The following is a 26,602-nucleotide window of genomic DNA, read 5'->3' as shown; positions in this document are numbered from 1 at the left end:
AGCAATCCTAAATCATTCGTGAGAGAGAAAATCGCTGAAAGGCTTTAAAACACCCACTTTTAATCTCAGTGTTTTCTTACGTTTCAATTCGGATTGCTATATAAGCTTTAGTGTAATAAATTTAGCAGTTAATTATTATTTTGTGAGGAGAAAATAATAGGATATTTTCAAAATCATTCTTGAGGATTAATACCTTTACAGAAAGATATAAAAAGTTAGCTTCTACGAGTACACATAGACATAAAGAATGCTGATTTATCTAGCCAATAGTTATGATTGGGGTTAAATTCAAATTATTTAAGTACTCTTTTTAGATAATGTGGAGATAAAATTTACCATATACGCTGTTTGTCTATTTAACCTTTTAATTTCAGTGATGCCAAATAAGTAATCTAAAACCAATTGCATAAGTCTTGAGGAAATTATTTCACTGAAAATTTCTATCCTAAGGTATCATTGCTCATGCTACTGAATGTGTCACGATGAGCTACGCCCCGATAGAGGCGATCGCAACATGAATCAAAAACTCTTTTATGGCACAGACAGAAATCAACGATATATCGGTAGATAGCTCCTTAGTCGATCCTGAAAAAGACCTGCTAGGAAATGCGAACTTTGCCAAGCATCTAGCAGACAGCATTTGTAAAATGAGCTTTCCTGAAGGTTTCATTATTGCAGTTTACGGTTCTTGGAACTCTGGCAAATCTACATTATTAAACTTTGTAGTTCACTATCTTCAGCAAAAGCCAGAGGAGGAGAAACCAATCATCATTCCTTTTAATCCCTGGTTATTCTCTGGACACGAAAATATTACAAGGCGCTTTTTTGACCAATTAAAAAACGTTTTAAGCAAAGAGTCATCTGTGCCAAAAGGTTTGAGGGAGAGAGTAGCTGATTTTGCCGCCATTATTTCAGATATTCCTCTACCTTATGCTCAAACTGGCAAGGCATTAGCAGCATTATTGGACGATAGGGACAAGGAAGCTGGCGAATTAAAAGAAGAAGTAGAAGACACGCTAGTACAGCAGCAGAGGCGAATAGTTGTAACAATTGATGATATCGATCGGTTGGCTGCGGAAGATATCAAGCAGTTATTTCGTATTTTTAAAGCAATGCGAAATTTTACTAATCTTGTCTATCTTCTGGTTTTTGATAAAGAAATTGTCATGAGAAAAATTGCAGATACTAAAGAAATATCTGAAGAAACATACTTAGAAAAAATTATTCAAGTTAGTTTTGAGTTACCTATTGCTGATAAAACCTCACTTCGCAGGCTGCTTTTTGAAAAGCTCGATCATATATTTGCAGAAACTCCAAAACAACAAATAAACCAAAGTCGCTGGGGTGATATTTACTTTCAAGGAATAGAACACTTTATTACTAACATCCGCGATATTACTCGTTTTATTAATACTTTAATGGTGACGTATCCAGCAGTAAAAGATGAAGTAAATCCTGTTGATTTCCTTGCCATTGAGTCTTTGCGAGTCTTTTGTCCAAAAATTTATAGTATAATCCATCAAAATCCTCATATTTTTGTAGGAGAGATAAACCTTTCAATAGACGAACTCAAGAATCTTCTGAATACTTGGATTGCTCAACTGCGAGATGAAGACAAGCAGCCTATTAAAAACCTGCTAATGCACCTTTTCCCTAAATTAAAATTCATTTTGGGTAATACTTCTCTAGATGAAAAGCAATTGGAATGGCGCGAACAGCTACGTGTGTGTAGTTTAGAAATATTTCCTATTTACTTTCGTCTGTCGTTATCAGCAAGTGAATTGTCTAATATTCAGATAAAAATTATCCTTGGTTTGGTTGAAAATAGAGAGAAGTTTAGAAATTCTTTGATAGAACTTACTAAACAAAAGCTTCCAAACGGCACAACGCAAGCCAGGGTGTTTATAGAACGGCTAGAAAATTCCACTGAAGAAATTCCTGTGAATTACATCCCTTCAGTTGTAGAAGCTTTGTTTGATGTCAGCGAGCAATTATTATCTCAAGATGATGAATCTCATAGCATTCTTGCTTTTAGCAATGAAGTTATTATTAGTCGTTGTATCTCTCAACTCTTGCGTCAAATTAATGAAACATCACGGTTTGAGTTGCTAAAAAAAGTAATTACCCAAGGGAAAGCGTTATCAATAATTAATCATGAAATTGCAATACTAAAAGAGCAACAAAGTCAATATGGTACAGATAAATCTAACTATGAAGAGAAATGGCTTGTGAACGCACAGCACCTTAAAGAACTAGAAGAAATGACTACAAGAATATAGGTAAAAAGTGATACTAGCTATAAATAATATGAACTCTGGATTTATTTATAGTGTTTCTTGGTTGCGTACAATAAAGTGGGTTAAAAATAAGTTTACTTCTTGGCGATCAAAACACTACTACTAGATATATAAATATTCTATAACCCACGAAAGATTTAGATATCTTCAGCACTTTCTAATATCAGGGAATATACTTTAATCCCCCCATTGCACTCATGGAATCGTATGACGTTGTAATTATTGGCGCTGGTCATAATGGCTTAGTTTGTGCTGGCTACTTACTAAAAGCTGGTTACAGCGTTCTGTTATTAGAAGGGCGATCGCTCCCCGGCGGCGGTTCTACAACTGAAGAACTTATGCCTGATGAAGCACCTGGTTTTAAATTTAGTCCTTGCGCCATTAACCATCTGTTTATTTTCTTAGGGCCAGTCATCCAAGAGTTGGAACTGCATAAGTACGGCTTGGAATATCTTAGCTGCGATCCAGTTGCTTTTTGCCCCCATCCAGATGGGAAGTATTTCTTAGCTCACAAATCGGTGGAAAAGACTTGTGCAGAAATTGCCCGTTACAGTCAGCGTGATGCCCAAAAATACGCTGAATATGCCGATTTTTGGCAGCGCTTTATCACAGGGATTGCTCCTTTGTTCAATGCACCACCCAAATCAATTGTTGATATTGCTGGTAATTACAATCTCAATAGTCTGCAAGACTTATTTTCCCTTCTAGGTGGCTCTAACACAACCCTTGATTTACTCCGTACCTTACTCAGCAGTGCCACAGATAATATTAACGAGTACTTCGATTCTGAGTTTGTCAAAGCACCTCTGGCTAGACTCTCAGCCGAACTGAGTTCCCCTCCCTCACAAAAAGCTATGTCCTTTGGGGCGATGATGATGATGTTACGTCATAATCCCGGTATGGCAAGACCGCGTGGTGGTAGTGGTGGACTTGTGGAAGCTTTGGTGAAAATGGTAAAAAGTGAAGGTGGTACAATTCTCACCGACCAAAAGGTAGAAAAAGTCTTAGTAGATAATGGTAAAGCAGTTGGTGTGCGGGTTGCTGGTGGCAAAGAATATCGTGCGAATAAAGGTGTAATTTCAAGTATTGATGCCAAGCGCTTATTCTTGCAACTAATGGATAGTAGCGATGTCGATAATGCCGATAACAACTTGCGCGAAAGGTTAGACCGCCGCATCGTCAACAACAATGAAACTATCCTCAAAATTGATTGTGCTTTATCTGAACCGTTGCGCTTTGTCCACCACAATCATCAAGATAATTATCTGATGGGTTCTATTCTGATTGCTGATTCCGTAAATCATGTGGAACAAGCTCATAGTCTGATTACTCTGGGTAAAATTCCTGATGAAGACCCATCGATGTATGTGGTAATGCCTACTGGACTCGACCCATCGATGGCACCAGAAGGCAAGCATACATTATGGATAGAGTTTTTTGCACCTTATCAAATTGCTGGTGCAGACGGTACAGGTTTAAAAGGTACGGGTTGGACGGATGAACTGAAAAACAAAGTTGCAGACAAGGTGATTAATAAACTGGCGCAATATTCGCCCAATCTGCAACATTCAATCATCGCCCGTCATGTAGAAAGTCCAGCTGAGTTGGGAGAACGGTTAGGGACTTACAAAGGTAATTATTACCACATCGATATGACTTTAGAGCAGATGCTTTGCTTCCGTCCGTTGCCGGAATTAGCTAACTATAAAACACCAATTGATAACTTGTATCTTACTGGTGCTGGAACTCATCCGGGTGGTTCGATTTCCGGTTTGCCGGGACGCAATTGTGCGCGTGTATTTTTGCATAATGAGCAACCCATCGCCCAGAAAATAAAGGAAGCCGGAGGTTCAATCAAATCTGCTCTTACATCTGTCTTAAGGAGTGAATCAGACTAAGAGACTATTGATAAAAAAAGTAAATAGCATTAGGAAATTGCGTCATTTGAAAGTTGATTCTGAAGTAGTGAAACGGCTACAAATAAGGTTTGGCAAGCTTTTTGGTGCAAGTTATTAATGCTTTTTAGTCAAAACTATCAAAAGTCTAGACAATGCCTTGAGATACTTCCCGTGACGCTTTCAGATTCCCCAATAGACAGAGAACTGCAACCGTAATAGTAACTAAGATGTGGATGTAGTAGAGTTATTCAGGAATATTTGCAATGGCAACTGAAACTAACAAAGTGGTTGAATTATCTACTGAAGCTAAAGCCTATAACGGTGTCGATCGCAATGCTTGGATTTTTGGATGGAATCCGCAACAAGAGTTGTGGAATGGGCGTTTAGCGATGATTGGCTTTATTTCTTACGTACTTTGGGATTTAGCTGGCTATAGTTTACTGCGTGACGTACTCCACTTGGTTCGCTAATTCTTCACTGATGATTTATCCCCCCTTGGGGAAAGAATTCAAGAAATAACAATTTAGTTAGAAGCGTTGTAATAAACTTACTCGTGAATTAGAGTCTAATGCCGAGGTTATATATGGACGCACGAATACAATAATCTAAAGGAGAAAAATATGATAACTAAAAACACAATACATGCCTTAGGAGTATTTGCAAATTCTCAAGGAATAGAGCAGGCAATTAATGAATTAAAAACTGCAAATTTTCCTACAGAAAAAGTTTCTGTTATTGCTAAAGATGTAGAGCAAGGTGAAAACTTAGGTGAGGCGCAGATAAGCGATCGCATTGGCGATCGAGATGTCGATACAACTGGAGCCGTAGGAGACACACTGACAGCAGCTACTTGGGGTAGCGTGTTAGTTGGTTTGAGTAGTTTAGCACTTCCCGGTTTAGGAGCAGTACTCGCAGCAGGTTCTGTAGGTGTAGCATTGGTTAGTAGCGTGGCAGGTGTTGCTGTCGGAGCCGCAGCAAATCAGAATTTACTGAAGGCATTAGGCGATTTAGGTATTCCTGAAGAAAGAGCCAGAGTTTATAGCGATCGCCTCCAGCAGAGTTATTATTTGCTCATACTAGAAGGCTCAGAAGAAGAAATTCATCGCGTTGAACCCATATTACGCGATCGGGGTATTGAATATTGGGGCGTTTATAATTCCCCGCAGGCTTCAAATGGTGGGGTAAATTAGCGCTTTTTTCAAACATTTCAAACATCCTCTTAGGTACGATCTATTGGCTCGAAGAAAAACAGATGTGAGAAGGAATTTGCGAGATGCTTGAGATGCCGATTTGAAATCAGGCCCATGAAAGTTATACCAATTTGAAAAAAGAATGCGACAGATACATACGGACATACCTTTGTTCTGTCTGACTTTCTTAATGCATGAATTTTGAATTGGTATTAGGTTCAATTCCATCTAGTTATTTCTACCTTTTTTGTTAATCCTAAAGTTAGATGTAATTTTTCGGATTCAAGGCAAAATTGTAATAAATAATCAAACAGGATAAAACCATGAAAACTGACAACATAAACAATTCTAACAACACCGAACGGACAACACTTGAAGGTGGAAGCAAAGAAGCTCTAAATCAAAAAACCTCTATCCAATTTGTACTTAGCATAACTTTGGGAGTATTAACAATTGTTCTAGTTGCTGCAAGTGCTTATTACGGACTTATTCGGTTTTAATCCGATTTATTAAAGTAGGAAATTTTGGCTTTTTTGAGCGCATTAAATAATTTCAAATATAACAAGATCCTCAGCAAAATGTATGGCGGTGCTTTTAGTTTATCAAAAGCCCTTATTGGGTTAAAAGCACTGTCATACTTTTCTTATGATGGAGGAGCAGTTCTAGTTTTGGCAAATAAGCTGTTCCATATTTAACTTGCATATATTGGGCGGGCGAGACGCCATTGGTGTCAACTTAACGTAAAACCGATGTCCCGCAAGGAACTGAAGTTCCTTGCTCATAGCAAAAGTCATCTAAAAGATGACTAAATATCCCGGAAAATCTTTAGTCATCTTTAGATGACTTGAGCTGTTAGCCTGGAACTTTAGTTCTAGGCGGGTGATGAAGCCAACAGTGAAGCCATTTCTAGCTTAAGTTGACACGTATGGCGAGACTACGATTGTATTGTAAAAAAATTATCTATTGAGGGATGTTTAAGTTTATAATTTCTAACAGAATACAAATATAATCTAGTAGTGATTGATTGAAGAAACGCTTAAACCTCTAAATTAGAGATTTAAAAATAACCTTTTTATAAGTAGGAGTATTGATGAGTTTACCAGTTAAAGAAATTGTGTTAATGCCAGGAGAAGGTAATCATCTAACTACTGGTAATAGCGAAATAACATTTAAAGTAGTTGGTGCTGATACTCATGGTCACTTGGGATTGTTTGAAAACTTAATACAACCAGGTGGAACTGCCCCGGTACTGCATATTCATCGACAAATGGAAGAAATGTTTTATGTATTAGAAGGAGAAGTAGAAATTCAAGTTGGAAATCAGATAGTGCAGGGACAACCAGGGGCATTTGTATTAGTTCCACGTAATACGCCTCATACATTCGCTAACCGAGGAACTCAGCCTGCAAAATTATTAATCATGTTTTGTCCAGCAGGAGAACGCGAAAAATATTTTGAAGGGTTAGCCGAACTGCTCAAGGAAGGACAGACTCCAGACCGAAATGCTCTTGTAGAATTGATGCGGAAATTCGATCAGGAGCCAGTAGAGATTTAATTCTTGGCGGTGTTACTTGAAAGTATCAACCGAAGAAAAACAACACTCAATACGGTTCGGTTAAAGGGGAAAGGGGAAAGGGAAAAGGCATTGGTTTTGAATATCTTAGTGGCATTCGTGTCTTATATGTGCAGCCTGAACGAGAGCTAGAAAAAGTTTTTGATTACTGGGATCGAGAATTGAAAGCTCAGGATGCCATTGTACACCGATTGCCCAAGGATGATGTTCGTGCTCCACAGCTTCAATAACTCCATCATCCCAGGCATGAGCAACAACCCGCCAACCAGGCGGTACTTTATCTACTGCTTGATGATGCCAAGAAACTACAGATATGCGAGAATTCTGTAAACACTCAGCTAAAAGACTCTCTCCATCTATCGTGACGAGATGTTCTGTATGTAAACGTCGTCCAGGTTCAGGCTCTAGACGATGTAATGCAGATGTACCGTAAACATCTGGAATGTGAGGAATTAGAGTACCTCCACTGGCAACGATAAGAATTTGTAAACCCCGACAAATACCTAATATCGGCAGATGACGTTCAAGAGCTAACTTGCCAAGCTGCAATTCAAAAGCATCACGTTCGCGATCGACAGAATAAATAGTCGGATGAGCAAAACCATTGTAGCAAGCAGGGTGAATATCTCCACCACCAGAGATGATTAAACCATCCAAAGAATCTAAAAGTATTCCAAGTTCAATTTCTCCTGGTGGTAATAATATGGGAATGCCACCTGCTTTACGGACTGCATCTATATATTCGCTTGGCAGAGAAAATGGTAATGGTGCAAGGCGACCGTAAGTTGTAATCCCAATCAATGGTTTTCGATATTTTCTACTCATCATTCCTCAAATAAACGATCGCCTTTATGTAAACGATAAGCGATTTGATAGGTTTGTGCTTGCGATCGCATTGTGGGAGAATGGGCTGCTAAATACCGAGCAGCAGCAACTAATACATGAACCCCAGCAGGAGTGTCACCTAATAGGGAATACTGACGAAAAGCAGCTTCTATTTCTTGAATAACATGAAAATCACGGTTTTCTCTGAGCATCATTTTCCCTAGCATTGCCATCAGTCTTTCAGGCTTGCCACCACTATATAAATAATTAGCCACTAATTGACCTGTCTGGTTAACTTGCTGTTGACGATTTAATAAATCGGGTAGCTGCTGGAGCAATTCTTCGGGATTTGCAACGGAGTCTTTGGGTTCTGGAAGTCGTGCTGGTGGTACATTCAAAAAACGATTCAAATAAACACTCATCGCCGCATCAAATACACCTCTGAGTAGTTCTACTGTTGGCACTCGTCGTAAACCTTGATGCACAGCATTCGCAAAAGTGAATGGATGATGTGCGGAATTCCAATCTCCAAAGTCATTGTTAGTATTAAAACGAGCTACACGCAGTGCTGCCGTATAAGTAACTACACTTGCTAATTGCTCTTCTGTACAACCAGCTTCTAGGGCATTCAGTAGCGAGTCGGCGATCGCTTGTGGGTCTTCACCTAATAAAATTGGTATTAATTGCTCTGAGTTTGCCCAAGTTCCTCGTTGAGATTTTCCCGCATTTAAAATATTGGGTAATTGCTCAAAAGCCGACTCTAATATTGCTACCAAATCTACAGGGTAGCGCCAGGAATTAGATTCTTCCATCCGGGATGCACTAGCTAAACCCGAAACTAAGCTAGGTAGAACAGATTCCGCAGCTTGCCAACCAACAATATCAAGTGCTTCCAGTGCTTTGTTAATAAAATCAAGGGTATGCCCGATGTCGAGATAACGATGATCTGTAGCCGATGAAAACAGCATATCCGCAACTTGCTCTAAATTAGCCCCTAAGCGAATCGCAGATACCAGACATCTTTGTGCGGCTTCAGCATCCCGTACCTCAATAAACTGGCAAAACCAGCTTTTAAGAGTCGGAAAATCAACTGTAGAGTTGGGCAACGGCTGAACGACAAACAAAGGCGGCGCACCTGCACTATCATTAGCGACTGCCGAAAGTCCGTGAAATAAAGCACGAGGTTTGTCTTCTTCATCCAGATAAGGTAAGAGATTGATCGTGCAGGTATGGATAGTTAAACCTGCACTCCAACCTGTTTTGTTATAACGAGTGCCAAATTGTAGCCCGATTTGAAATGGTTCAGCCGGATTTACTCCTATATCTAACAGTGCGATCGTTGATTTGGCAATCACCAAGGAAATACTCTGCTCTAAACCATCTTCAAGGCGTTGGCGGTGGTGGGCATGAAAATTAGCTGGCGGTGCTAAATTCACCCAAACTTCACCATCACGGATTTCTACAGGAAATGCCGGCACATCATCTGCCCAAGAGTCAAAGGTTCCACCACTAGCTATATCAAAGCGGGCATAATGCCAAGGGCAGGTAACAATACCATCTTTGCAAGTGCTACCTTGTAGGGGAAAACCCATGTGGGGACAACGGTTATCAATTGCATAAACTTTATTGTCTGAGTAAAACAAGACAATAGTATGCTTTTCTTTGCGGATTACCAAACTGCCTGCTGCCTGAACATCTGTAAGTTGAGCAACACGGGTATAATTGTCTTTCTTGGTCGTTTCTTTAAATATTTGAGTCATTTAATTTACACACAAGTAAATATCAAAAGCCTTACTTCTACTCTGACAAAATTTTTCTTTCTTCGACCATTTGTACAATACTAATTTTTGTTAATATACTCGAAGCGACTGAGTACTACTGCGACTACAAAGCGCATGACCGAATTTTGGCTGGTGATATCGAAGGTTGTCAGGTTTATTACTTAACTGACAAAATTAGCTGTGTTTCGCTGCACTAATATATACTCTGATTAACCTCTCATTCAAACTCCTATGAGCTGCGAACATTTAGATAATCTGACTGCGGAGACTCTGATTTCTAAAGCAAACTACCCAGTATTTCGTTGTGAAGAGTGTATCAAAATAAATGGTCGCTGGGTGCATCTCCGTATTTGTCAAAGTTGCGGTAAGATGCTGTGCTGTGATTCTTCTCTTCATCAACATGCTCGACGGCATTATGAAGAAACTGGACATTCAGTAATTAGCTCGGCTGAGTTAGGAGAACAGTGGTTATGGTGTTTTTTGGATGAGCAGGCAAAAAACTATTAAAGTGAGGCGAACACAGGATCGAAAGAGTGCAGAGGAACTGGAGACGCTTGCAGTTTCACGAAAAAGTAGCTCCTTCGGTGAGTGTTGAATCGCAGATGTTACAGATGATGAACTCTGACACCCTCAAGAGAGGGGATCGCCCTTTCAGGGAAACCGCTTTCAACTGTCGTTGAAAACCAGTATCATCCGAAATTTTATGCGAAGAATTATTATTGGGGTTATGGGTAGGGGAGAAAATGCGACAGCAAATGATTTACAAAATGCTTATATATTAGGTCAACTTATTGCCAAACAAGGATGGATTTTACTCACTGGTGGTAGAAATGTAGGGGTAATGGATGCAGTAAGTAAAGGTGCAAAATCTGCTGATGGTTTAACTATTGGTATTCTTCCAGGTAAGAATCAGGATGGTATGTCCTCTTGGGTAGATATTGCTATTTTCACAGACATGGGTAATTCTAGAAATAATATTAATGTTCTTAGCAGCGATTTGGTGATTGCTTGCGGTATAGGTGCAGGAACTGCTTCAGAAATTGCTCTAGCTTTGAAAGCAAATAAGCAAGTAATTTTGTTGACTAATGATGAAGAAAGTAAACTTTTCTTTAAAAAATTGTCGCCAGAAAATGTTTATATTGTGGAGAGTGTAGAGCGGGCGATCGCTACTGCCAAAACAATTTTATACTAATTGGTAAATCAGTAAATTCTTCTCACGTACATTAACTACAGCATATTTCAAGTGCATGAGGTACAAATTCACTGGTTTTGAGGCAGGAGGCCTACTGTATAGACACAAGTCTGAAATAGCTGAGTAACTAGCCTTTTACCCCACCCTAACCCTCCCCTTGTAAAGGGGAGGGAACTAAATTCTCTTGTTTCCCCCCTTCACAAGGGGGGATTAAGGGGGGTAATTCGACTTGTGTGTACACCGTAGCCTTATAAAGGGGAGGGAACTAGATTCTCTTGTTTCCCCCCTTCACAAGGGGGGATTAAGGGGGGTAATTCGACTTGTGTGTACACTGTAGCCTTATAAAGGGGAGGGAACTAGATTCTCTTGTTTCCCCCGTTCACAAGGGGGGATTAAGGGGGGTAATTCGACTTGTGTGTACACCGTAGCCTTATAAAGGGGAGGGAACGAGATTCTCTTGTTTCCCCCCTTCACAAGGGGGGATTAAGGGGGGTAATCCGACTTGTGTTATAGAGCGATCGCACCGGGAATAAGCGATCGCAACTCATATAGTATTTCTCTATCCTTTTCTGCTCAAATTTGTAGTTCACCTTGTCACAAACACAAACTAGCCTATAATCGATAGATTTGGTAATCTGATGTCTGTCTATGCCTGCTAACACTACTGATTTAGAAAAACGCCTATGGGAAGCAGCAGATGAGTTACGCGCTAACTCTAGGCTAAAGTCCAGTGAGTATTCCATCCCGGTACTGGGGTTAATTTTCTTGCGCTACGCTGACTGGAAATTTACCCATGCTGAGGAGGAACTGAAAAATATAGGTAGTAGAAGACGTGGAATTACCAAAGCAGACTACCAAGCAAAGGGTGTCATGTATCTGCCTGATGCTGCCAGATTCTCTACACTGTTGAACTTACCAGGAGGGGCAGATATTGGCAAGGTAATCAATGATGCCATGCGTGCCATTGAAGCTGAGAATGAAGAATTAAAGGATATTCTCCCCAAAACTTACAATCGCCTCGAAAACGATCTGTTATTTGACTTGCTGAAGAACTTTAACAAAGTCGAATTAGGCACAGATTTATCAGGTGATGCTTTCGGGAAGATTTATGAATACTTCCTGGGTAAATTTGCCATGAGTGAGGGACAGAAGGGAGGAGAATTCTTTACTCCTACTTCTGTTGTGAAATTAATTGTCGAAGTGATTGAACCTTATCATGGACGAATTTATGACCCTGCTTGTGGTAGTGGTGGTATGTTTGTTCAAAGTGCATCTTTTGTAGAAAGACATAAGAAGAACCCAAGTACAGAAATTAGTATTTATGGGCAAGAGAAAGTAGGTGAAACTGTCCGCTTGTGCAGGATGAACTTGGCAGTACATGGACTTGCAGGAGATATTCGCCAGAGCAATACTTATTATGAAGACATTCACAAGTCAGTAAACAAGTTTGACTTTATGATGGCAAATCCACCTTTTAATGTTGATAAGGTGGACAAAGAAAAAATCAAAGGAGATCCGCGTGTTAGCAAATTCGGAATGCCCAAAGCAGATAATGCTAATTACCTGTGGATTCATTTTTTCTGGAGTGCATTAAATGAAACAGGTAGGGCAGGATTTGTGATGGCGAATTCTGCCAGTGATGCGCGAGGTACAGAGTTAGAAATTCGGCAGAAACTTATCCAATCCCATGCAGTGGATGTGATGATTGCTGTTGGTTCTAATTTTTTCTACACTGTTACCTTACCCTGTACCTTGTGGTTTTTGGATAAGGGGAAAGCAGATACTATCCGCAGAGATAAGGTATTATTTCTAGATGCTAGGCACATTTACCGTCAAATTGACCGCGCCCATCGGGAGTTTAGCGCCGAACAGATTGAATTTTTGGCGAATATTGTCAGGTTGTACAGAAGTGAAGCAGTAGAGACAAGCAATGGTAGCCAAGCATTGCTGGCGGAGAAATTCCCTCAAGGGCAATATATTGATGTACCTGGACTTTGTAAGGTAGCAACTTTAGAAGAAATCGCCGCGCAGGGATGGAGTTTAAACCCTGGACGTTATGTAGGTGTTGCGGAACGGGTAGTGGAAGATTTTGATTTTGCTGAGAAGTTGGAAGAGTTAAATGAAGAATTGGAAGTTTTGAATCTGGAAGCGAGGGAATTAGAAGAGAGAATTGCAGAGAATGTGGCGAAATTGTTAGAACAAAGTTAGATAAAAGTTGAGAACAGCATAAATCATGAACGCTTATAAAACCTACATCACCATTACAGATCCAAGGCAGGTAGTATTATCTGATTTACCATTTCAAGCTGGACAGAAAGTTGAGGTGATTATTTTAGCAGAGGATAATCAAAGGGCTACTTTAACAACAGAATTAAAAAACTTATTCAAAGAAATACAAGCAACACACGCAGATCGTCCCTTGACAGAGGAAGAGATAGCAGCAGAAATTGAAGCATATAGAATTGAAGAATTACGTCAGAAAATAGCTGTAGGAACTGAACAAATTGCTAAAGGAAAAATAACTGATGGCGAAGTTGTTTTTGCTAGATTTCAAGAAAAAATTCAAGAGAAAGTTGCAACTGGTAGATATACAAATGCTGAGGAAGTGATTAGTCAAGCTTTAAAATTGCTGGAAGAATGGGACAAGGGTTATCAGGAGTGGATAGAAGAAACTCGTAAAAAGGTAGAAGTAGGACTTGCGGAAATTGAACGAGGAGAGGTGCTGGATGGTGAGACTGTAGTGATGCAAATACTCGAAAGATTTCAAAAGGCGCGTGAGGTGCAGAAATGAGTAACTTCTTTTTTACAAAAAAGTTACGGTGTATATACAAGCTCAAAAATCAGATTTTTATAGGCTTAAATCTCGTAGGGTGCGTTAAAACTAAAGTTTATAACGCACCGAAAATCTGGGATGGTGCGTTAGCCTTCGGCATAACACACCCTACAAAAATACTAATGTAGTGCTATTGTTTAGATTTTAGGGTGATGAATAAAAAGAATTCTTGGCAACGAGTATGCATCAAACATGTGTGTGAATCCATAATTGATTGCGTTAATAAAACAGCTCCTACAGTGGACTATCCAACTCCATATAAAATGATTAGAACTACTAATGTAAAAGATGGGTGGATTAATCTCTCAGTCGTAAAATATGTAACGGAGGAAGTTTACAAGAAGTGGACTCGTAGAGCTAAACCCGAAAAAGGAGATGTAATTTTAACAAGAGAAGCACCTTTAGGAGAGGTGGGTATGCTTAGGGTTAATGACACTATTTTTTTAGGACAGCGTTTAATTCAATATAGGGCAAATCCTAAAAAGCTTGATAATAGATTTCTCTTGTATGCTTTCCAGTCTAATGATTTACAAGGACAAATTAAATCATTTGGTTCAGGAGCTACAGTAGAACATATGCGTGTTCCTGACTGTGAAAAGCTAACTCTTCTAACTCCCCCACTCCCCACGCAGAAGAAAATCGCTGGCATACTTTCAGCGTATGATGACCTAATAGAAAACAACACAAGACGCATCAAAATATTAGAAGAAATGGCACAAACCCTCTACCATGAGTGGTTTGTCAAATTCCGCTTCCCTGGTCATGAACACACCAAAATGGTTGATTCTGAATTGGGGTTAATTCCTGAAGGGTGGGAGGTAAAGAAATTAGGAAATATTGCCCAAGAAATTAGACGCAGTATTCAACCTGATGCGATTGATCCACAAACACCATACTTGGGATTAGAACATTTACCCAGAAAATCTATAGCCCTGTTTGAATGGGGAAATGCTGGTCAGGTGCAAAGTACAAAGTTGATTTTTAAAAAAGGAGAGATACTTTTTGGTAAAATTAGACCTTACTTTCACAAAGTAGGTGTAGCACCTATTAATGGAATTTGTTCTTCAGATACAATAGTTATTCAAGCTAAGGATTATAAATATTTTTCGATAACTCTTTGTTGTGTGTCAAGTGAAGATTTTGTGAATTATGCAACTCAAACTTCACAAGGAACTAAAATGCCTAGAGCTAATTGGGATGTGTTGATCAAATATCAAATTATGATTCTACCATCACCATTACTTGAACAATTTAATGAATTTATTCAAAATATTGTTAATAAAATCCATAATTTAATTTTTAAAAATAGAAACCTCCGCCAAACCCGCGATTTACTCCTCCCTAAACTCATCTCAGGAGAAATCGATGTAGAACAGCTAGAAATCACTACAGAAGACATAGCAGCATAAATAGACAAGTGGAATAATTAAAAATCAAACTCATAACCTACACATGAAACCACTAAAACGAATCACATTTAACCCAGAAATTATCGGCTGACAAACGATTACATTGTTTTCACCCATGACTTAGATTTTGATACACTGCTGGCAATGACTCAAGCTGATGCACCTAGTGTAATTCAAGTGCGATCGCAAATCTTTTGATCTCGATGTCTGAGCGATCGCTTTCTATATTGCGTTAAAAATGGCAACCAAAGGCAATTTAGTATAAGCAACAGATACCTAAAAGTCGTTTTGGGGTACCTAAAAGTCGTTTTGGAGTACCTAAAAGTCGTTTTGAGGTACCTAAAAGTCGTTTTGAGGTACCTAAAAGTCGTTTTGGGGTACCTAAAAGTCGTTTTGAGGTACTTAAAAGTCGTTTTGAGGTACCTAAAAGTCGTTTTGGAGTACTTCAAAGTTTGTTGCACTGCGATCTATCTGTGTAGATTGGGTTGAAGCTTTGCGACTGTGTATAAGAAAATCACCCCCTCCATCCCCAACGCCGAACTTTTGAGTTAAAAATGGAGTAAATCGATACTCCATACCTATGCATCCACCTCACCCAGACTCAGAAGCAGCGCTAGAAAACTCCACCATAGAGCTATTCTCGCAACTACAATGGCAAACAGCCAACTGTTACCATGAAACCTTTGGTACAAACAGCACACTGGGTAGACAAACAAGGGATGAGGTAGTTTTAATTCCCAAACTCCAGTCAGCTTTACAAAACTTAAACCCTGACTTACCCACAGAAGCTATCCAACTGGCGATTGAAGAATTAACTCGTGATAGAAGCACCTTGAGTTTAGCCAATGCGAACGCAGAAATTTATCAACTCCTCAAGGATGGGGTAAAAGTCAGTTTCAAAAATGATGAGGGTGACGATCGAGCAGAAACAGTTAAAGTCATAGACTGGAATCACCCAGAAAATAATAACTTTTTTCTCGCTTCCCAATTCTGGGTTACAGGAGAGATTTACACCAGAAGAACAGATTTAATCGGGTTCGTGAATGGTTTACCTCTAGTATTCATCGAACTCAAAGCACATCACCAACGCTTGGAACTTGCTTATAAAAATAATCTTACAGATTACAAGCAAACTATTCCTCAACTATTCTGGTACAACGCATTTATCATCCTCTCCAATGGCATAAAAAGTCGCATTGCTAGCTTAACTGCCAAATGGGAACATTTCGCTGAATGGAAAAAGATAAACTCAGAAGGAGAAGAAGGGATAATTTCTCTAGACACAATTATTAGAGGTACTTGTGAACCTACCAAATTACTCGATATAGTTGAAAATTTTATCTTCTTCTACGCTGCCAAAGGCGCTTTAGTAAAAATTGTTGCTAAAAATCATCAATATTTAGGTGTTAACCAAGCAGTTACCGCAGTTGAGAAAATCAAAACCAATCAAGGAAAATTAGGAGTATTTTGGCATACCCAAGGTAGCGGTAAAAGTTACTCAATGGTTTTCTTCTCCCAAAAAGTGCTGCGTAAACTCTATGGTAATTGGACATTTGTGATTATTACCGACAGAGAAGATTTAGACGAACAAATCTATAAAAACTTTGCCTATGCTGGTGCTGTGACAGAAATCGAAAAAAATGTCCGCGCCAAAAGTGGAGAACACCTCAAACAACTTTTGCAAGAAGATCATCGCTACATTTTCACGATGATTCAAAAATTCCGCACCGAAAAAGGCGGAACCTATCCCCAACTTTCAGATCGGTCAGATATTATCGTCATTGCCGATGAAGCACACCGCAGTCAGTATGACACATTCGCGCTCAACATGAGGAATGCTTTACCTCATGCAGCATTCATTGGTTTTACTGGTACACCTTTAATGTTAGGAGAACAAGAAACCAAAAAAACCTTTGGTGATTACATCAGCATTTATAACTTCCGCCAATCAATAGAAGATAGCGCCACAGTTCCTCTCTACTACGAAAACCGCATTCCCGAATTGCAACTCACCAATGATGCACTCAATGAAGATATGGCAGAAATTATTGAATCTGCAACAATGGATGAGGAAGAAGAGGATAAATTAGCCAGACAATGTGCCAGAGAATATCAATTAATTACCAGAGATGACCGATTAGAAAAAATCGCTCAAGATATTGTCAGCCATTTACTAGGTAGAGGATACCAGGGTAAAGCAATGATTGTCAGCATTGACAGATTTACTACTGTCAAAATGTACAACAAAGTTCAGCACCACTGGCAACAACACCTGCAACAATTAAAAAATCAACTTGCTGAATCTAATTTGAGCGAATTTGAACGCAAAAAATTATCAGTCACTATTAAATATATGTCAGAAACAGATATGGCAGTAGTCATATCTCAATCTCAAAATGAAGTAGAAGCATTTCAGAAAAAAGAATTAGCCCTTCGGCTCCGCTCAGGGCTAACGGTGAGCGAAGCCGAACCGTTAGACATTACGCCTCACCGTCAGAGGTTAGTGAGTGAATCTCCTGCACTGGATGAAAAATTCAAAGATGCATCTCATCCCCTACGGATCGTATTTGTCTGCGCTATGTGGATGACTGGATTTGATGTTCCCAGTTGTTCCACCATTTACTTAGACAAACCGATGAAGAACCATACTCTGATGCAAACCATCGCCAGAGCAAATCGTGTCTTCCCAGGTAAAGTCAATGGTTTAATTGTTGATTACATTGGTGTCTTCCGCGATTTACAGAAAGCACTAACTATTTATGGTTCTGCATCTGGTGGTGGTGTTGAAGAAGGAGATACTCCAGTTAAAGCGAAAACTGCTTTAGTGGCACAATTGAGAGAAGCGATCGCCCAAACCACAACATTCTGTACGCAAAAAGGCATTGATTTTGCTGTACTGGAGTCAGCACAAGGTTTTGCACGCACCAAATTTTGGGCAGATGCAGTGGAATGCATCATTATTAATGATGATGCTAAAAAAACTTATCTTTCTCTAGCAGGTAACGTTAACAAACTCTACAAAGCTATCCTCCCAGATCCTACTGCTAATGAATTTACCACTATTAATGCTCACTTGCAGACAATCAAAGACCAAATTCTCGCGGAAGTACCAGAAGTTGATGTCTCTGAAGTGATAGAACAAGTGGAGGAACTGTTAGATTTGTCCATCACTGCTGGGGAGTTTGTCATCACAGAATCCCACTCTCAACGCATCGACTTAAGTCAAATCGACTTTGAAGCATTAAAAAATAAATTTACAAGTACTGACTACCAGAGAACAGAGACAGAAAAACTCAAAACTGCGATCGCCCAAAAACTCCAGCAAATGGTGAGGTTAAATAAAACTCGCATCGACTACCTGGAGAAATTCCAGCAGATGATTGCAGAGTACAATGCTGACTCATGCAACGTGCAGATATTCTTCAATGATTTGATTAACTTTGCTCAGGAATTGGGTGTTGAAGATAAAAGAGCGATCGCCAAAAATCTCACTGAAGAAGAACTAGCAATTTTTGATTTACTGACTAAACCAGAAATTCAACTGACTAAGCAAGAAGAACAGGAAGTCAAACAAGTTGCAAGAGAATTACTGAAAACTCTCAAACACGAGAGGTTAGTTTTGGATTGGAAGAAGAAACAGCAAACCAGAGCATCGGTGGAAGTGGCAATTAAGGATAATTTGGATAAGTTACCTCAGAGTTATTCTACTGAACTGTATGAACAGAAATGTCAGGAAGTTTATCAACACATTTATGAGAACTACTCTGGACAAAGGAGTATCTATGATGCTGGTTGAATACTGCAAAAGTTACTTTCATCAGATCCCGTATTTTATGATACAACACAATTGCTTTGTAAGCGATCGCCTATATTTACCCAAAATTACCTCAAAAATATTGAAAGGCTCTGGAAACAAGCCCTACAACAACCATTAAAAAAGGGCTATGAATTTATCTGTGGTAACTATTCTATTGCGGATGTTGCAACTTATCCGTGGGTAGCGATTTATGAATTTCTTGGTTTAACACTCGACAATTACCCAAATCTTAAACGCTGGGTGGAGATAGTGCAGCAACGTCCGGCTGTGCAACGCGGAATGCAAGTTCCTTAAATACAAGACCAGGGATAAGTCAACAAGGGTGATGATAAATTATTAAATAATTCAACCTGTTCTCATTCCCAAGCGTACTCATACTGCGAAGAAATAAATTGAACGGGTTTTTAGGCGATCGCATTATGTTACCAGTCCAAGAACAGTATTATCCAAGGCTTGATGCAATCAGGTGGCATTGAGACGAATTTGTGAAACGAGCAGCGTAATTGTTAAAAATAGGTAGAGATTACTAGGGCGTGCATATTAAATTATGTTCTAAAGTTAGAAATAGGTTGATAAAATGCGCCTCTTAATTAAACCAAATCGGCAAACAAGGAATGTTGAAAATTTTAGTGACGGGTGCGACTGGGAATGTTGGCTGTGAGGTTATTCGCTTGCTACTATCCCACGATTGTCATGTCTGTGCCGCACTCAGAAATCCCGACAAAGCTCAACAAATATTAGGCAGCAACATTCATTGTGTCTGGTTCGATTTTATTAACCCCGACACGTGGGCAAGCGCTTTTGAAGGAGTCAACAAACTTTTTTTAGTACGTCCGCCTGCATTTGCCAATGTGAAGAGGCAATTTGCCCCAGTCCTAAATGCTGCAAAACTTGCAGGCGTTGAACATATCGTGTTTGTTTCAATACTAGGAGCCGAACACAACCGTTTTCTGCCACACTCCCAAATTGAACGCTATATCAACCAATTAGGTATTAAAGCTACCTTTTTACGCCCCAGCTTTTTTATGCAAAATCTTAATACCATACACAGAGAAGACATCAAAGTTCGTGGTGAATTGCTTCTGCCATCTGGTAATGGTAAAACCAGTTTTATTGATGTGCGCGATCTTGCTGCCGTTGCGGTACGTGCTTTGGTTGAAGATGGGCATTTGGGAAAAGCTTATGTGCTCACGGGTAGGGAAGCCTTGACTTACTATGAAGTAGCAGAAATTTTTACAGAAGTTTTGGGTAAACCAATTCGCTATACTAATCCCTCATTGTTGAAGTTTATTTGGCAAATGCGCGATCGCGGGCTGTCGTTGGACTTCATTTTGGTAATGGCAGCAATTTATACAACCGCTCGTTTAGGATTGGCAGGTGGCATTACACCAGATGTAGAGCAATTACTCGGTCGTCCGCCACTGACGATGCGGCAATATGTTGAGGATTATCGAAAGTTTTGGTTGTGAGAATATAGAGCGATCGCTCTTTATCGGCATCACTTTTTACCAATCAAATCCCGCTTCACAGCAAGAGTATATCACCCGCCGCAAATACTTCACTCGTTCTTCATTACTTTTTAAGAGATATCTAAACTCTCGAAGTGCGATCGCTCTTGACTGCTTCTTGGCAAGTAACGTTACTGCAATTAAACACTTTTAGTGTAAGAGGATGTTTGAAAAGTTTTCTTCTCGGTAACAAAACGTTCTAGATCCCCCTAAATCCCCCTTAAAAAGGGGGACTTTGATTCCGGTTCCCCCCTTTTTAAGGGGGGCTAGGGGGGATCAGTTAGTGCCTAAAATCACAGCCAACCACTTTTTAAACAACCTCTAAGTATACTGCACAAACAGTATCTTATCGCTGCTTTTCTTATCTGAAGGATCTCTTTTAAATTTCTTTTATAAATAGCTTCTCAGTAATGGGAATATAAATTATAAATTCTGTTCCTTTTCCTAAAACAGAATTAACTTCAATTCTACCCCTATGTATTTCTTCCACAATTTGCTGTGCGATCGCTAGTCCTAGTCCTGTGCCTTTTCCCACTTCTTTCGTAGTAAATAAATGGTCGAATATGCGTGCTTTTACATCTTCGTTTATTCCTGTGCCATTATCAGCAATTGATATTTTTAAGGTATGATTTTCAATGATAGCTCTAACTATAATTTGATGTGGATTTAGCTTAAAATGCTCAAAGCTCCGCCCTCTAATCGACTCATCTAAAGCATCAATAGCATTAGCTAAAATATTCATAAATACCTGATTTAATTGTCCTGGGAAACACTCGATTGGCTGTAAATTTTCGTATTCAGTTACAACTATAATTTCTGGACGTTGGTCATTCGCTTTCAGGCGATGTTTGAGAATTAAAATTGTACTATCAATGCCTTCATTGATGTTAAATGGCACTTTATAATCTTTATCGCCCCGGGAGAAAGTTCTTAAGCTGGTGCTGATATTTTTTAATCGCTCAGAAGCTATAACCATTGCGTCAACCATGTTTGGTATGTCTTCTAAGTTATAGTCTAAGTCAATTTCTTCAGCATGTTCGAGAATTTCTACTTCTGGATTCGGTAAAGCTTTTTGATATAATTTTAGGTGTTCAGTGATATCAGCCAAGATAGGTTTAGCTTGTTGGAGGCTAGTCGAAATGAAGCCGAGGGGATTGTTCATTTCGTGAGCTACTCCAGCAACTAAGTTACCTAGTGCAGACATTTTTTCATGTTGGATCATTTGCAGTTGGGCTTGTTGCAGTTTTTGCAGAGCATTTTCCAGTTCTTGAGATTTTTGCTTAATGGCAGCTTCAGCACGTTTGCGATCGCTAATATCAATTAGAATTCCATCCCATACCATTTCACCATCCTCGCCGCGTTCTGGTTGAGAAGCAGCTTTTACCCACTTGATATTCCCATTGGGTGTAACAATGCGCCACTCATGCTGAAATGGGGTAAGATTTTGTGCTGACTCAACAACTGCCTGAAAGGCCTCTGCTCCATCGTCGGGATGTTCAAAATCACGCATGCTACATTTCCCTGACAGGAAATCTTCTGCTGGAACTTCGTAAAGAGGTTGACACCCAGAACTAACGTAGGGTACTGAAGCTGAACCATCGGCTTTAATTCGGATCTGATAAATCATGCCAGGAATATTATCTGCTAGTTTCTGAAAGCGGGCTTCACTAAGCCGTAATTTTTCTAGAGATTGTTCTAACTTTTGAGTATAAATTTGTGCATCTTGATAAAGACGGGCGTTTTCTAGAGAAATGGCCGCTTGGGTACAAAGAAAGTTGAGAATGAGGATGCGATCGCTTGTAAACACACTACTAGTAGAACGATTCTTTAAATACAAAATTCCAATTAAGCGTCCTTGATTGAGAATTGGCAAACACAACAAACTTTTTGGTTGTCGTTGACTTAAATACTCATCAATTACAGGTAAATTGGTTTTGAGTTCGTCAATCATCACAATTTCTTCGGTGTTTTTGACGTACTGGATCAACTTAATTGGTAAGTTAGGGTTGCCCTCTAAAGGTTCGGCACAAAGTTCTGTGTTTTCGGGTGTAGCAATGGCTCTTACCAACCATTTTCCTTGAGTATTAGGTAGGATTAAAGCACAACGTTCGCCCCCAGAATGTTGCAGAATAATTTGTGTTAATCTGTGCAGTAGTTCGTCCAGTTGAATCGTGCCGGAAATGGCTTGAGAGGCTTTGAGGATAGCAGCAAAATCAAAGCTACTAATGTCAGTGCTAGAAGAACGACCCAAATGAGTGGAATTATGAACCGAGAGCGGGCGACTAACGCTGCTCGATATCGTTTCCAGCATTTGCAGTGATTGTACTCTCTGCTGGAGAATAACGCGTACTAAATCGGGATAGCGGTTTTCCAAATCCTCGGTTTTGGCTTTTGCGCCCCAACGAGCGTAACAGTAGTACGCCTCCTGCATATAGCCTGCTGCCACCTTCTGTTTGCCCCAACTTAGATAAAATTTAGCGGCCAGTTCATTGCTGAGTGCTTCATCTTGCAGATAACCATGTGTTTTGGCTTGGGCAATAGCTAAATCGTAATGTTCCATCGCCTCAGTAAATTGACCAAGCACTCGATAGCGTTCTGCTGCTACAAGTTGCCAACGATGTTGATGATTGAATGGAGCATGAGTAGCCCAAATTTGTAGTTTTTCTTGATGGGTATTGATTCGCTTTAAAATGGCTGATTGTTCTTCGGCATTAACATCGGTGTAGCGTGCTAAATGAATTAAAGCATCATAAAAAACTCGGACAACTACGACGAAATAGCCAGTTACAGCATTACTATACTGTTCTGCTAAGGCTGCTTGTTCTGAGGCTGCTTCGTATTCTCCGAACAAATAACAGAGAACAGCTTGATTGAGATGAAGATAGAATAACCCCGTGCGATTGCTGGCAGCTTGGAAGCTGGGTAAGATTTGGGCGGCATTGAAGACTTTGCCCTGTAAACAATAGGGAACTTCCGCTTGTCCTAATAAATTGAGAATCGCTTGCTGGTAGCATTCATAATATTTTATCGTTGCTTCTTGTTTGACCTGGCTGATGACTTGCTGATGAATTTCCATTTCCTGTGCCAAATCATTTAATTCTCGACCACTCCAATAGCTACACTGACTATATGACACTAAGTTCAACGCTACGCATACCCAATCTCCAGTTTCTAAACCGCTCTGATAAGCTTCTAGTAAACATGGGATACTGTGATTTAATGGTTCTTTCCAGTGGCGAATAAAGCTGTTGACAATAAAATAAGCTCTGCTTTTAAAAGCGTTAATGTGGTGTTGTTCTAGTAACTTTAATGAAAGTTGTCCAAACTCATACCCAGCATCAATATCTCCAATCAAACCACAAAGAGTCACTCCATAGTCTGCATAGGAAAAAATGGCAATAGATGAATTGCCAAACTGGATAGCCATCTCCACTTGCTTGGATGTGAGTAGTGGTAATAGTGTCGGTTTAGCAATGTATGCAGAGGAAACCAGTGTAGTCATTATTTGCATGGCTGCAAGTTGATGCGGATCGCTCATCGCAGGCAAATCCAGCAAACTTAGGGGTGCGCGCCCCATCCATAGTTGCCTTGTCTGTTGGACAGCTGCGCTAATATCTGCCATCATTGGCTGTTCGGGAAATTCCACACCGAGTAATTTCAATACTTGCAATCCAGTCTCAATTACTTTGGCAAATTGACCTTGAGACCGAAATGCCGTCATTCGGGTTTCATAGACTTTAATAGTATCAAGCAAAGAACTAGCAGATTGCAATACAACGTCACCCCATCCTGCCAGCTTGTCAAAGTCTGTATTGAGGCAGGCAGCTTCTAAACGCTCATTATGCAGATTCAGGGTTAATCTGTAATGTTCTGCCCAGGCATTAAAAGGCAGTAAGTCAATACCTTGGGTACAATATTTGACAGCAGCATTATAGGCGATCGCTGCTTTGGCTTTGCACCCCGCTAGCAAATTCAGTTGTGCTAACTCCAATTTTTTGTCAAGCTGAGTTATCAAATCAATGCCTATATTCAAGTGATTGACAATTTCAAAGATATTGTCTAGTTGAGTTGCAGTCGTGTTAGCGTGCAATAATTGACCGATCGCCAAATGAGTAGCTTGTTTTTGGTCTTCGGGAATTAAATAATAAGCAGCTTGTTGGACGCGATCGTGCAGAAAGCGATAAGCAACATTTTCGATATTGTTAGTATTAACTTCTTGCTCATGGCTGAGATAAAATTTATAAACTTGATTTTGCGGTAAAATCAATCCTTCTTGCAAAGCTTTCCACAAAGCATCTGCCACCTCCTGTGATGACTGTTGTGAAACAATTGCCAAAGTAGTTAAATCAAAAGAGTTACCAATACAAGCAGCTAACTTCAGGATATTTTGCGTTTGTTGGGGCAATTTTTGTAACTGAGTAGCCATAAATTCCACCACATCATCAGTTACACATAGCGCATTGACTTGAGCAAAATCGCATTCCCAGTAACCTTGCTCGCGATCGAATTTGATTTGTTTATCTTCGTATAAAGCCTTGAGAAACTGCGTGGTAAAAAAGGGATTGCCTTTAGTTTTGCGATTGATTAATTCTGTTAGAGGGCGCGATATCTGTGTCGTACAATGTAAAGTATCAGCCACTAACTGATTAGTATCATTCAAGTCAAGGGGGGCAAGAGTAATAGTATTAATAGTCTTACCAGTTTTCTTGAGTTCCTCCATCTTCAACATAAATGGATGTACGGCTGACACTTCATTATCTCGATAAGCACCTAACAAAAGTAGATATTTTTGATTCTCCGTCAGCAGTTTAATTAACTGTAGCGAAGCTAAATCTGCCCACTGTAAATCATCCAGAAACATCACTAATGGATGTTCCCCTGTGGTGAAGACAGCAATAAACTTTTGAAAGAGCAAATTAAACCGATTTTGTACCGCCGTTCCCGATAGTTCTGGTGCAAGTGGTTGTTTACCAATTACCTGTTCTAATTCTGGAATTACTTCAATCAAAACTTGCCCGTTCTCTGCAAGAACTTGAAGAATTTGATTGCGCCAGTGTACCAATTGTGCATCTGATTCTGACAACAATTGCGCCATTAAGTCGCGTAAAGCTTGCACAAAGGCGGATAAGGGAATATTACGATTGAATTGGTCAAACTTACCTTTGATAAAATAACCCCGCTGGCGGGTAATTGGTTTGTGGACTTCATTCACGACAGCAGTTTTCCCAATCCCCGAAAATCCCGCTACTAGCACGATTTCTGATGTGCCGTGAGCCACACGCTCAAATGCTTGTAATAAGCTAGCTACTTCTGCTTTTCTGCCATATAACTTTTCCGGGATCAGGAAGCGATCGCAGACATCCCACTGACCGATTTCAAAATCTCTAATTTTTCCTGTATCTTGGATTTGGGCTAAACAAAGTTCTAAATCATGCTTTAATCCCAAGGCACTTTGATATCGATCTTCGGCGTTTTTTGCCATTAACTTCATGACAATATTCCATAAGACTTTTGGTATTTCTTTACTTCTGCCTTCTAACTGCGATGGCAGTTTTGCCAGATGACAATGCATCAATTCCATCGGGTCATCACAATTAAATGGTAACTTTCCAGTTAATATTTCATAGAATGTTACACCCAGAGAATAATAATCGCTGCGGTAGTCGATACCACGGTTCATTCTGCCTGTTTGTTCTGGGGAAATATAGGCGAGAGTTCCTTCTAAAACATTTGGATTTTTAATTTCTTCGGTTTCTTTAGGTAATAATGAAGCAATACTAAAGTCAATGAGTTGAATTTGTCTTGTATGAGGATAAATCAGAATATTTGCTGGTTTAATATCTTTATGAATAATGCGACTTTCGTGTAAGTCGTGGATAATACGGACTAGTTGAATAGCAATATTTAAAACTTCTATTAAGGATAAACTTGAGTTTTTAATGTATTCTCTTAAAGAAATTTCTCCAATATCTGCCATCACCAAAATATAACTATTGCCATAGGTTTCTAGCGATAAGGGATGAATAATTCCAGCAATGTTGAGATTTCTACTGATTGTGTACTGATGGCGAAATTGTAGTAATTCGTTAAAACTGGGATACTCTAAGGTCAAAAGTTTAATAACGACTGGAAGTTGGTCTGATTGGCGGATAGCTCGATACACGTTGGTTCTAGAGCCAGCATACAGTTGAGAGTTAATTTGATATCCTGGAATGATGGGGATAGAGTTCATAGTCGTTATCTATACATACCTTATGACAGGATTTTGTTTTCCTTACT

18 protein-coding genes are annotated in these 26,602 nt (G+C 39.6%); 15 read left to right on the top strand and 3 right to left on the bottom strand.

All coding sequences use genetic code 11. The annotated features are described in order from the left end of the window. The first annotated feature begins 533 nt into the window (after positions 1-533). The 6 genes from RMZ95_RS28415 (at position 534) to RMZ95_RS28390 (ending at position 6,940) form a co-directional block, all read left to right on the top strand. Complete coding sequence (locus tag RMZ95_RS28415; RefSeq protein WP_322686054.1) at positions 534-2,279, top strand: KAP family NTPase; 1,746 nt, start codon at positions 534-536, stop codon at positions 2,277-2,279. A gap of 215 nt (positions 2,280-2,494) precedes the next feature. After that, positions 2,495-4,195: a beta-carotene ketolase CrtO gene (crtO, locus tag RMZ95_RS28410; protein ID WP_322673012.1), complete on the top strand. Its 1,701-nt coding sequence runs from the start codon at positions 2,495-2,497 to the stop codon at positions 4,193-4,195. 263 nt (positions 4,196-4,458) lie between these two features. Further along, positions 4,459-4,665 (top strand): high light inducible protein, encoded by a 207-nt coding sequence (locus RMZ95_RS28405; protein ID WP_322686055.1) that lies wholly within the window; start codon positions 4,459-4,461, stop codon positions 4,663-4,665. 150 nt (positions 4,666-4,815) lie between these two features. Beyond that, the gene (locus RMZ95_RS28400) at positions 4,816-5,385 is read left to right on the top strand and encodes a hypothetical protein (RefSeq protein WP_322686056.1); all 570 of its coding nucleotides are present in this window, start codon (positions 4,816-4,818) and stop codon (positions 5,383-5,385) included. Positions 5,386-5,708: 323 nt separating this feature from the next. After that, positions 5,709-5,885: a hypothetical protein gene (locus tag RMZ95_RS28395; protein WP_322686057.1), complete on the top strand. Its 177-nt coding sequence runs from the start codon at positions 5,709-5,711 to the stop codon at positions 5,883-5,885. Between the two features lie 590 nt (positions 5,886-6,475). Next, positions 6,476-6,940, top strand: a complete 465-nt coding sequence (locus RMZ95_RS28390) for a cupin domain-containing protein (RefSeq protein ID WP_322686058.1) — start codon at positions 6,476-6,478, stop codon at positions 6,938-6,940. A gap of 105 nt (positions 6,941-7,045) precedes the next feature. On the opposite strand, the gene RMZ95_RS28385 is transcribed toward RMZ95_RS28390, so the two are convergent. Then, positions 7,046-7,786: a gamma-glutamyl-gamma-aminobutyrate hydrolase family protein gene (locus RMZ95_RS28385; protein ID WP_322686059.1), complete on the bottom strand. Its 741-nt coding sequence runs from the start codon at positions 7,784-7,786 to the stop codon at positions 7,046-7,048. Then, positions 7,783-9,543 carry a Rieske (2Fe-2S) protein gene (locus RMZ95_RS28380; protein ID WP_322686060.1) on the bottom strand — a complete coding sequence of 587 codons (1,761 nt, stop codon included), beginning with the start codon at positions 9,541-9,543 and terminating at the stop codon, positions 7,783-7,785. The genes RMZ95_RS28385 and RMZ95_RS28380 overlap by 4 nt, the downstream gene beginning before the upstream one ends. A gap of 252 nt (positions 9,544-9,795) precedes the next feature. Between RMZ95_RS28380 and RMZ95_RS28375 the strand changes: the two genes are divergently transcribed. The 9 genes from RMZ95_RS28375 (at position 9,796) to RMZ95_RS28335 (ending at position 20,477) form a co-directional block, all read left to right on the top strand. Continuing rightward, the gene (locus tag RMZ95_RS28375) at positions 9,796-10,071 is read left to right on the top strand and encodes a UBP-type zinc finger domain-containing protein (RefSeq protein WP_322686061.1); all 276 of its coding nucleotides are present in this window, start codon (positions 9,796-9,798) and stop codon (positions 10,069-10,071) included. 196 nt (positions 10,072-10,267) lie between these two features. Further along, a complete protein-coding gene (locus tag RMZ95_RS28370; RefSeq protein WP_322686062.1) occupies positions 10,268-10,756 on the top strand; it encodes a TIGR00725 family protein in 489 nt (162 codons plus the stop codon). A 648-nt stretch (positions 10,757-11,404) separates the two neighbouring features. Then, a complete protein-coding gene (locus RMZ95_RS28365) occupies positions 11,405-12,964 on the top strand; it encodes a class I SAM-dependent DNA methyltransferase (RefSeq protein WP_322686063.1) in 1,560 nt (519 codons plus the stop codon). Between the two features lie 310 nt (positions 12,965-13,274). Next, complete coding sequence (locus tag RMZ95_RS28360; RefSeq protein ID WP_409884009.1) at positions 13,275-13,547, top strand: type II toxin-antitoxin system ParD family antitoxin; 273 nt, start codon at positions 13,275-13,277, stop codon at positions 13,545-13,547. Between the two features lie 194 nt (positions 13,548-13,741). Beyond that, a complete protein-coding gene (locus tag RMZ95_RS28355) occupies positions 13,742-14,998 on the top strand; it encodes a restriction endonuclease subunit S (RefSeq protein ID WP_322686065.1) in 1,257 nt (418 codons plus the stop codon). 580 nt (positions 14,999-15,578) lie between these two features. Further along, positions 15,579-18,794 (top strand): type I restriction endonuclease subunit R, encoded by a 3,216-nt coding sequence (locus RMZ95_RS28350; protein ID WP_322686066.1) that lies wholly within the window; start codon positions 15,579-15,581, stop codon positions 18,792-18,794. Between the two features lie 51 nt (positions 18,795-18,845). Continuing rightward, the gene (locus RMZ95_RS28345; protein ID WP_322686067.1) at positions 18,846-19,109 is read left to right on the top strand and encodes a glutathione binding-like protein; all 264 of its coding nucleotides are present in this window, start codon (positions 18,846-18,848) and stop codon (positions 19,107-19,109) included. A gap of 320 nt (positions 19,110-19,429) precedes the next feature. Beyond that, the gene (locus RMZ95_RS28340) at positions 19,430-20,284 is read left to right on the top strand and encodes an SDR family oxidoreductase (RefSeq protein ID WP_322686068.1); all 855 of its coding nucleotides are present in this window, start codon (positions 19,430-19,432) and stop codon (positions 20,282-20,284) included. Beyond that, entirely contained in the window at positions 20,253-20,477 is a 225-nt protein-coding gene (locus tag RMZ95_RS28335; RefSeq protein ID WP_322672995.1) for a hypothetical protein, read from the top strand. Before RMZ95_RS28340 ends, RMZ95_RS28335 begins: the two co-directional genes overlap by 32 nt. Positions 20,478-20,702: 225 nt before the next feature. Here RMZ95_RS28335 and RMZ95_RS28330 read toward each other — a convergent pair whose 3' ends face one another. After that, entirely contained in the window at positions 20,703-26,555 is a 5,853-nt protein-coding gene (locus RMZ95_RS28330) for an AAA family ATPase (RefSeq protein WP_322686069.1), read from the bottom strand. Positions 26,556-26,602: the final 47 nt, after the last annotated feature.

The organism is Nostoc sp. DedQUE07 (assembly GCF_034530975.2).
Taxonomy (GTDB): Bacteria; Cyanobacteriota; Cyanobacteriia; order Cyanobacteriales; family Nostocaceae; genus Nostoc.
Note: the sequence above shows the minus strand (reverse complement) of the source record. Positions and strands in the feature narration are given on the sequence as shown.

Bases quoted from the DNA above. Each gene is read 5' to 3' on its own strand.
- RMZ95_RS28415 (WP_322686054.1), top strand. From the start codon at position 534: ATGGCACAGACAGAAATCAACGATATATCGGTAGATAGCTCCTTAGTC.
- crtO (WP_322673012.1), top strand. From the start codon at position 2,495: ATGGAATCGTATGACGTTGTAATTATTGGCGCTGGTCATAATGGCTTA.
- RMZ95_RS28405 (WP_322686055.1), top strand. From the start codon at position 4,459: ATGGCAACTGAAACTAACAAAGTGGTTGAATTATCTACTGAAGCTAAA.
- RMZ95_RS28400 (WP_322686056.1), top strand. From the start codon at position 4,816: ATGATAACTAAAAACACAATACATGCCTTAGGAGTATTTGCAAATTCT.
- RMZ95_RS28395 (WP_322686057.1), top strand. From the start codon at position 5,709: ATGAAAACTGACAACATAAACAATTCTAACAACACCGAACGGACAACA.
- RMZ95_RS28390 (WP_322686058.1), top strand. From the start codon at position 6,476: ATGAGTTTACCAGTTAAAGAAATTGTGTTAATGCCAGGAGAAGGTAAT.
- RMZ95_RS28385 (WP_322686059.1), bottom strand. From the start codon at position 7,786: ATGATGAGTAGAAAATATCGAAAACCATTGATTGGGATTACAACTTAC.
- RMZ95_RS28380 (WP_322686060.1), bottom strand. From the start codon at position 9,543: ATGACTCAAATATTTAAAGAAACGACCAAGAAAGACAATTATACCCGT.
- RMZ95_RS28375 (WP_322686061.1), top strand. From the start codon at position 9,796: ATGAGCTGCGAACATTTAGATAATCTGACTGCGGAGACTCTGATTTCT.
- RMZ95_RS28370 (WP_322686062.1), top strand. From the start codon at position 10,268: ATGCGAAGAATTATTATTGGGGTTATGGGTAGGGGAGAAAATGCGACA.
- RMZ95_RS28365 (WP_322686063.1), top strand. From the start codon at position 11,405: ATGCCTGCTAACACTACTGATTTAGAAAAACGCCTATGGGAAGCAGCA.
- RMZ95_RS28355 (WP_322686065.1), top strand. From the start codon at position 13,742: ATGAATAAAAAGAATTCTTGGCAACGAGTATGCATCAAACATGTGTGT.
- RMZ95_RS28350 (WP_322686066.1), top strand. From the start codon at position 15,579: ATGCATCCACCTCACCCAGACTCAGAAGCAGCGCTAGAAAACTCCACC.
- RMZ95_RS28340 (WP_322686068.1), top strand. From the start codon at position 19,430: ATGTTGAAAATTTTAGTGACGGGTGCGACTGGGAATGTTGGCTGTGAG.
- RMZ95_RS28335 (WP_322672995.1), top strand. From the start codon at position 20,253: ATGTTGAGGATTATCGAAAGTTTTGGTTGTGAGAATATAGAGCGATCG.
- RMZ95_RS28330 (WP_322686069.1), bottom strand. From the start codon at position 26,555: ATGAACTCTATCCCCATCATTCCAGGATATCAAATTAACTCTCAACTG.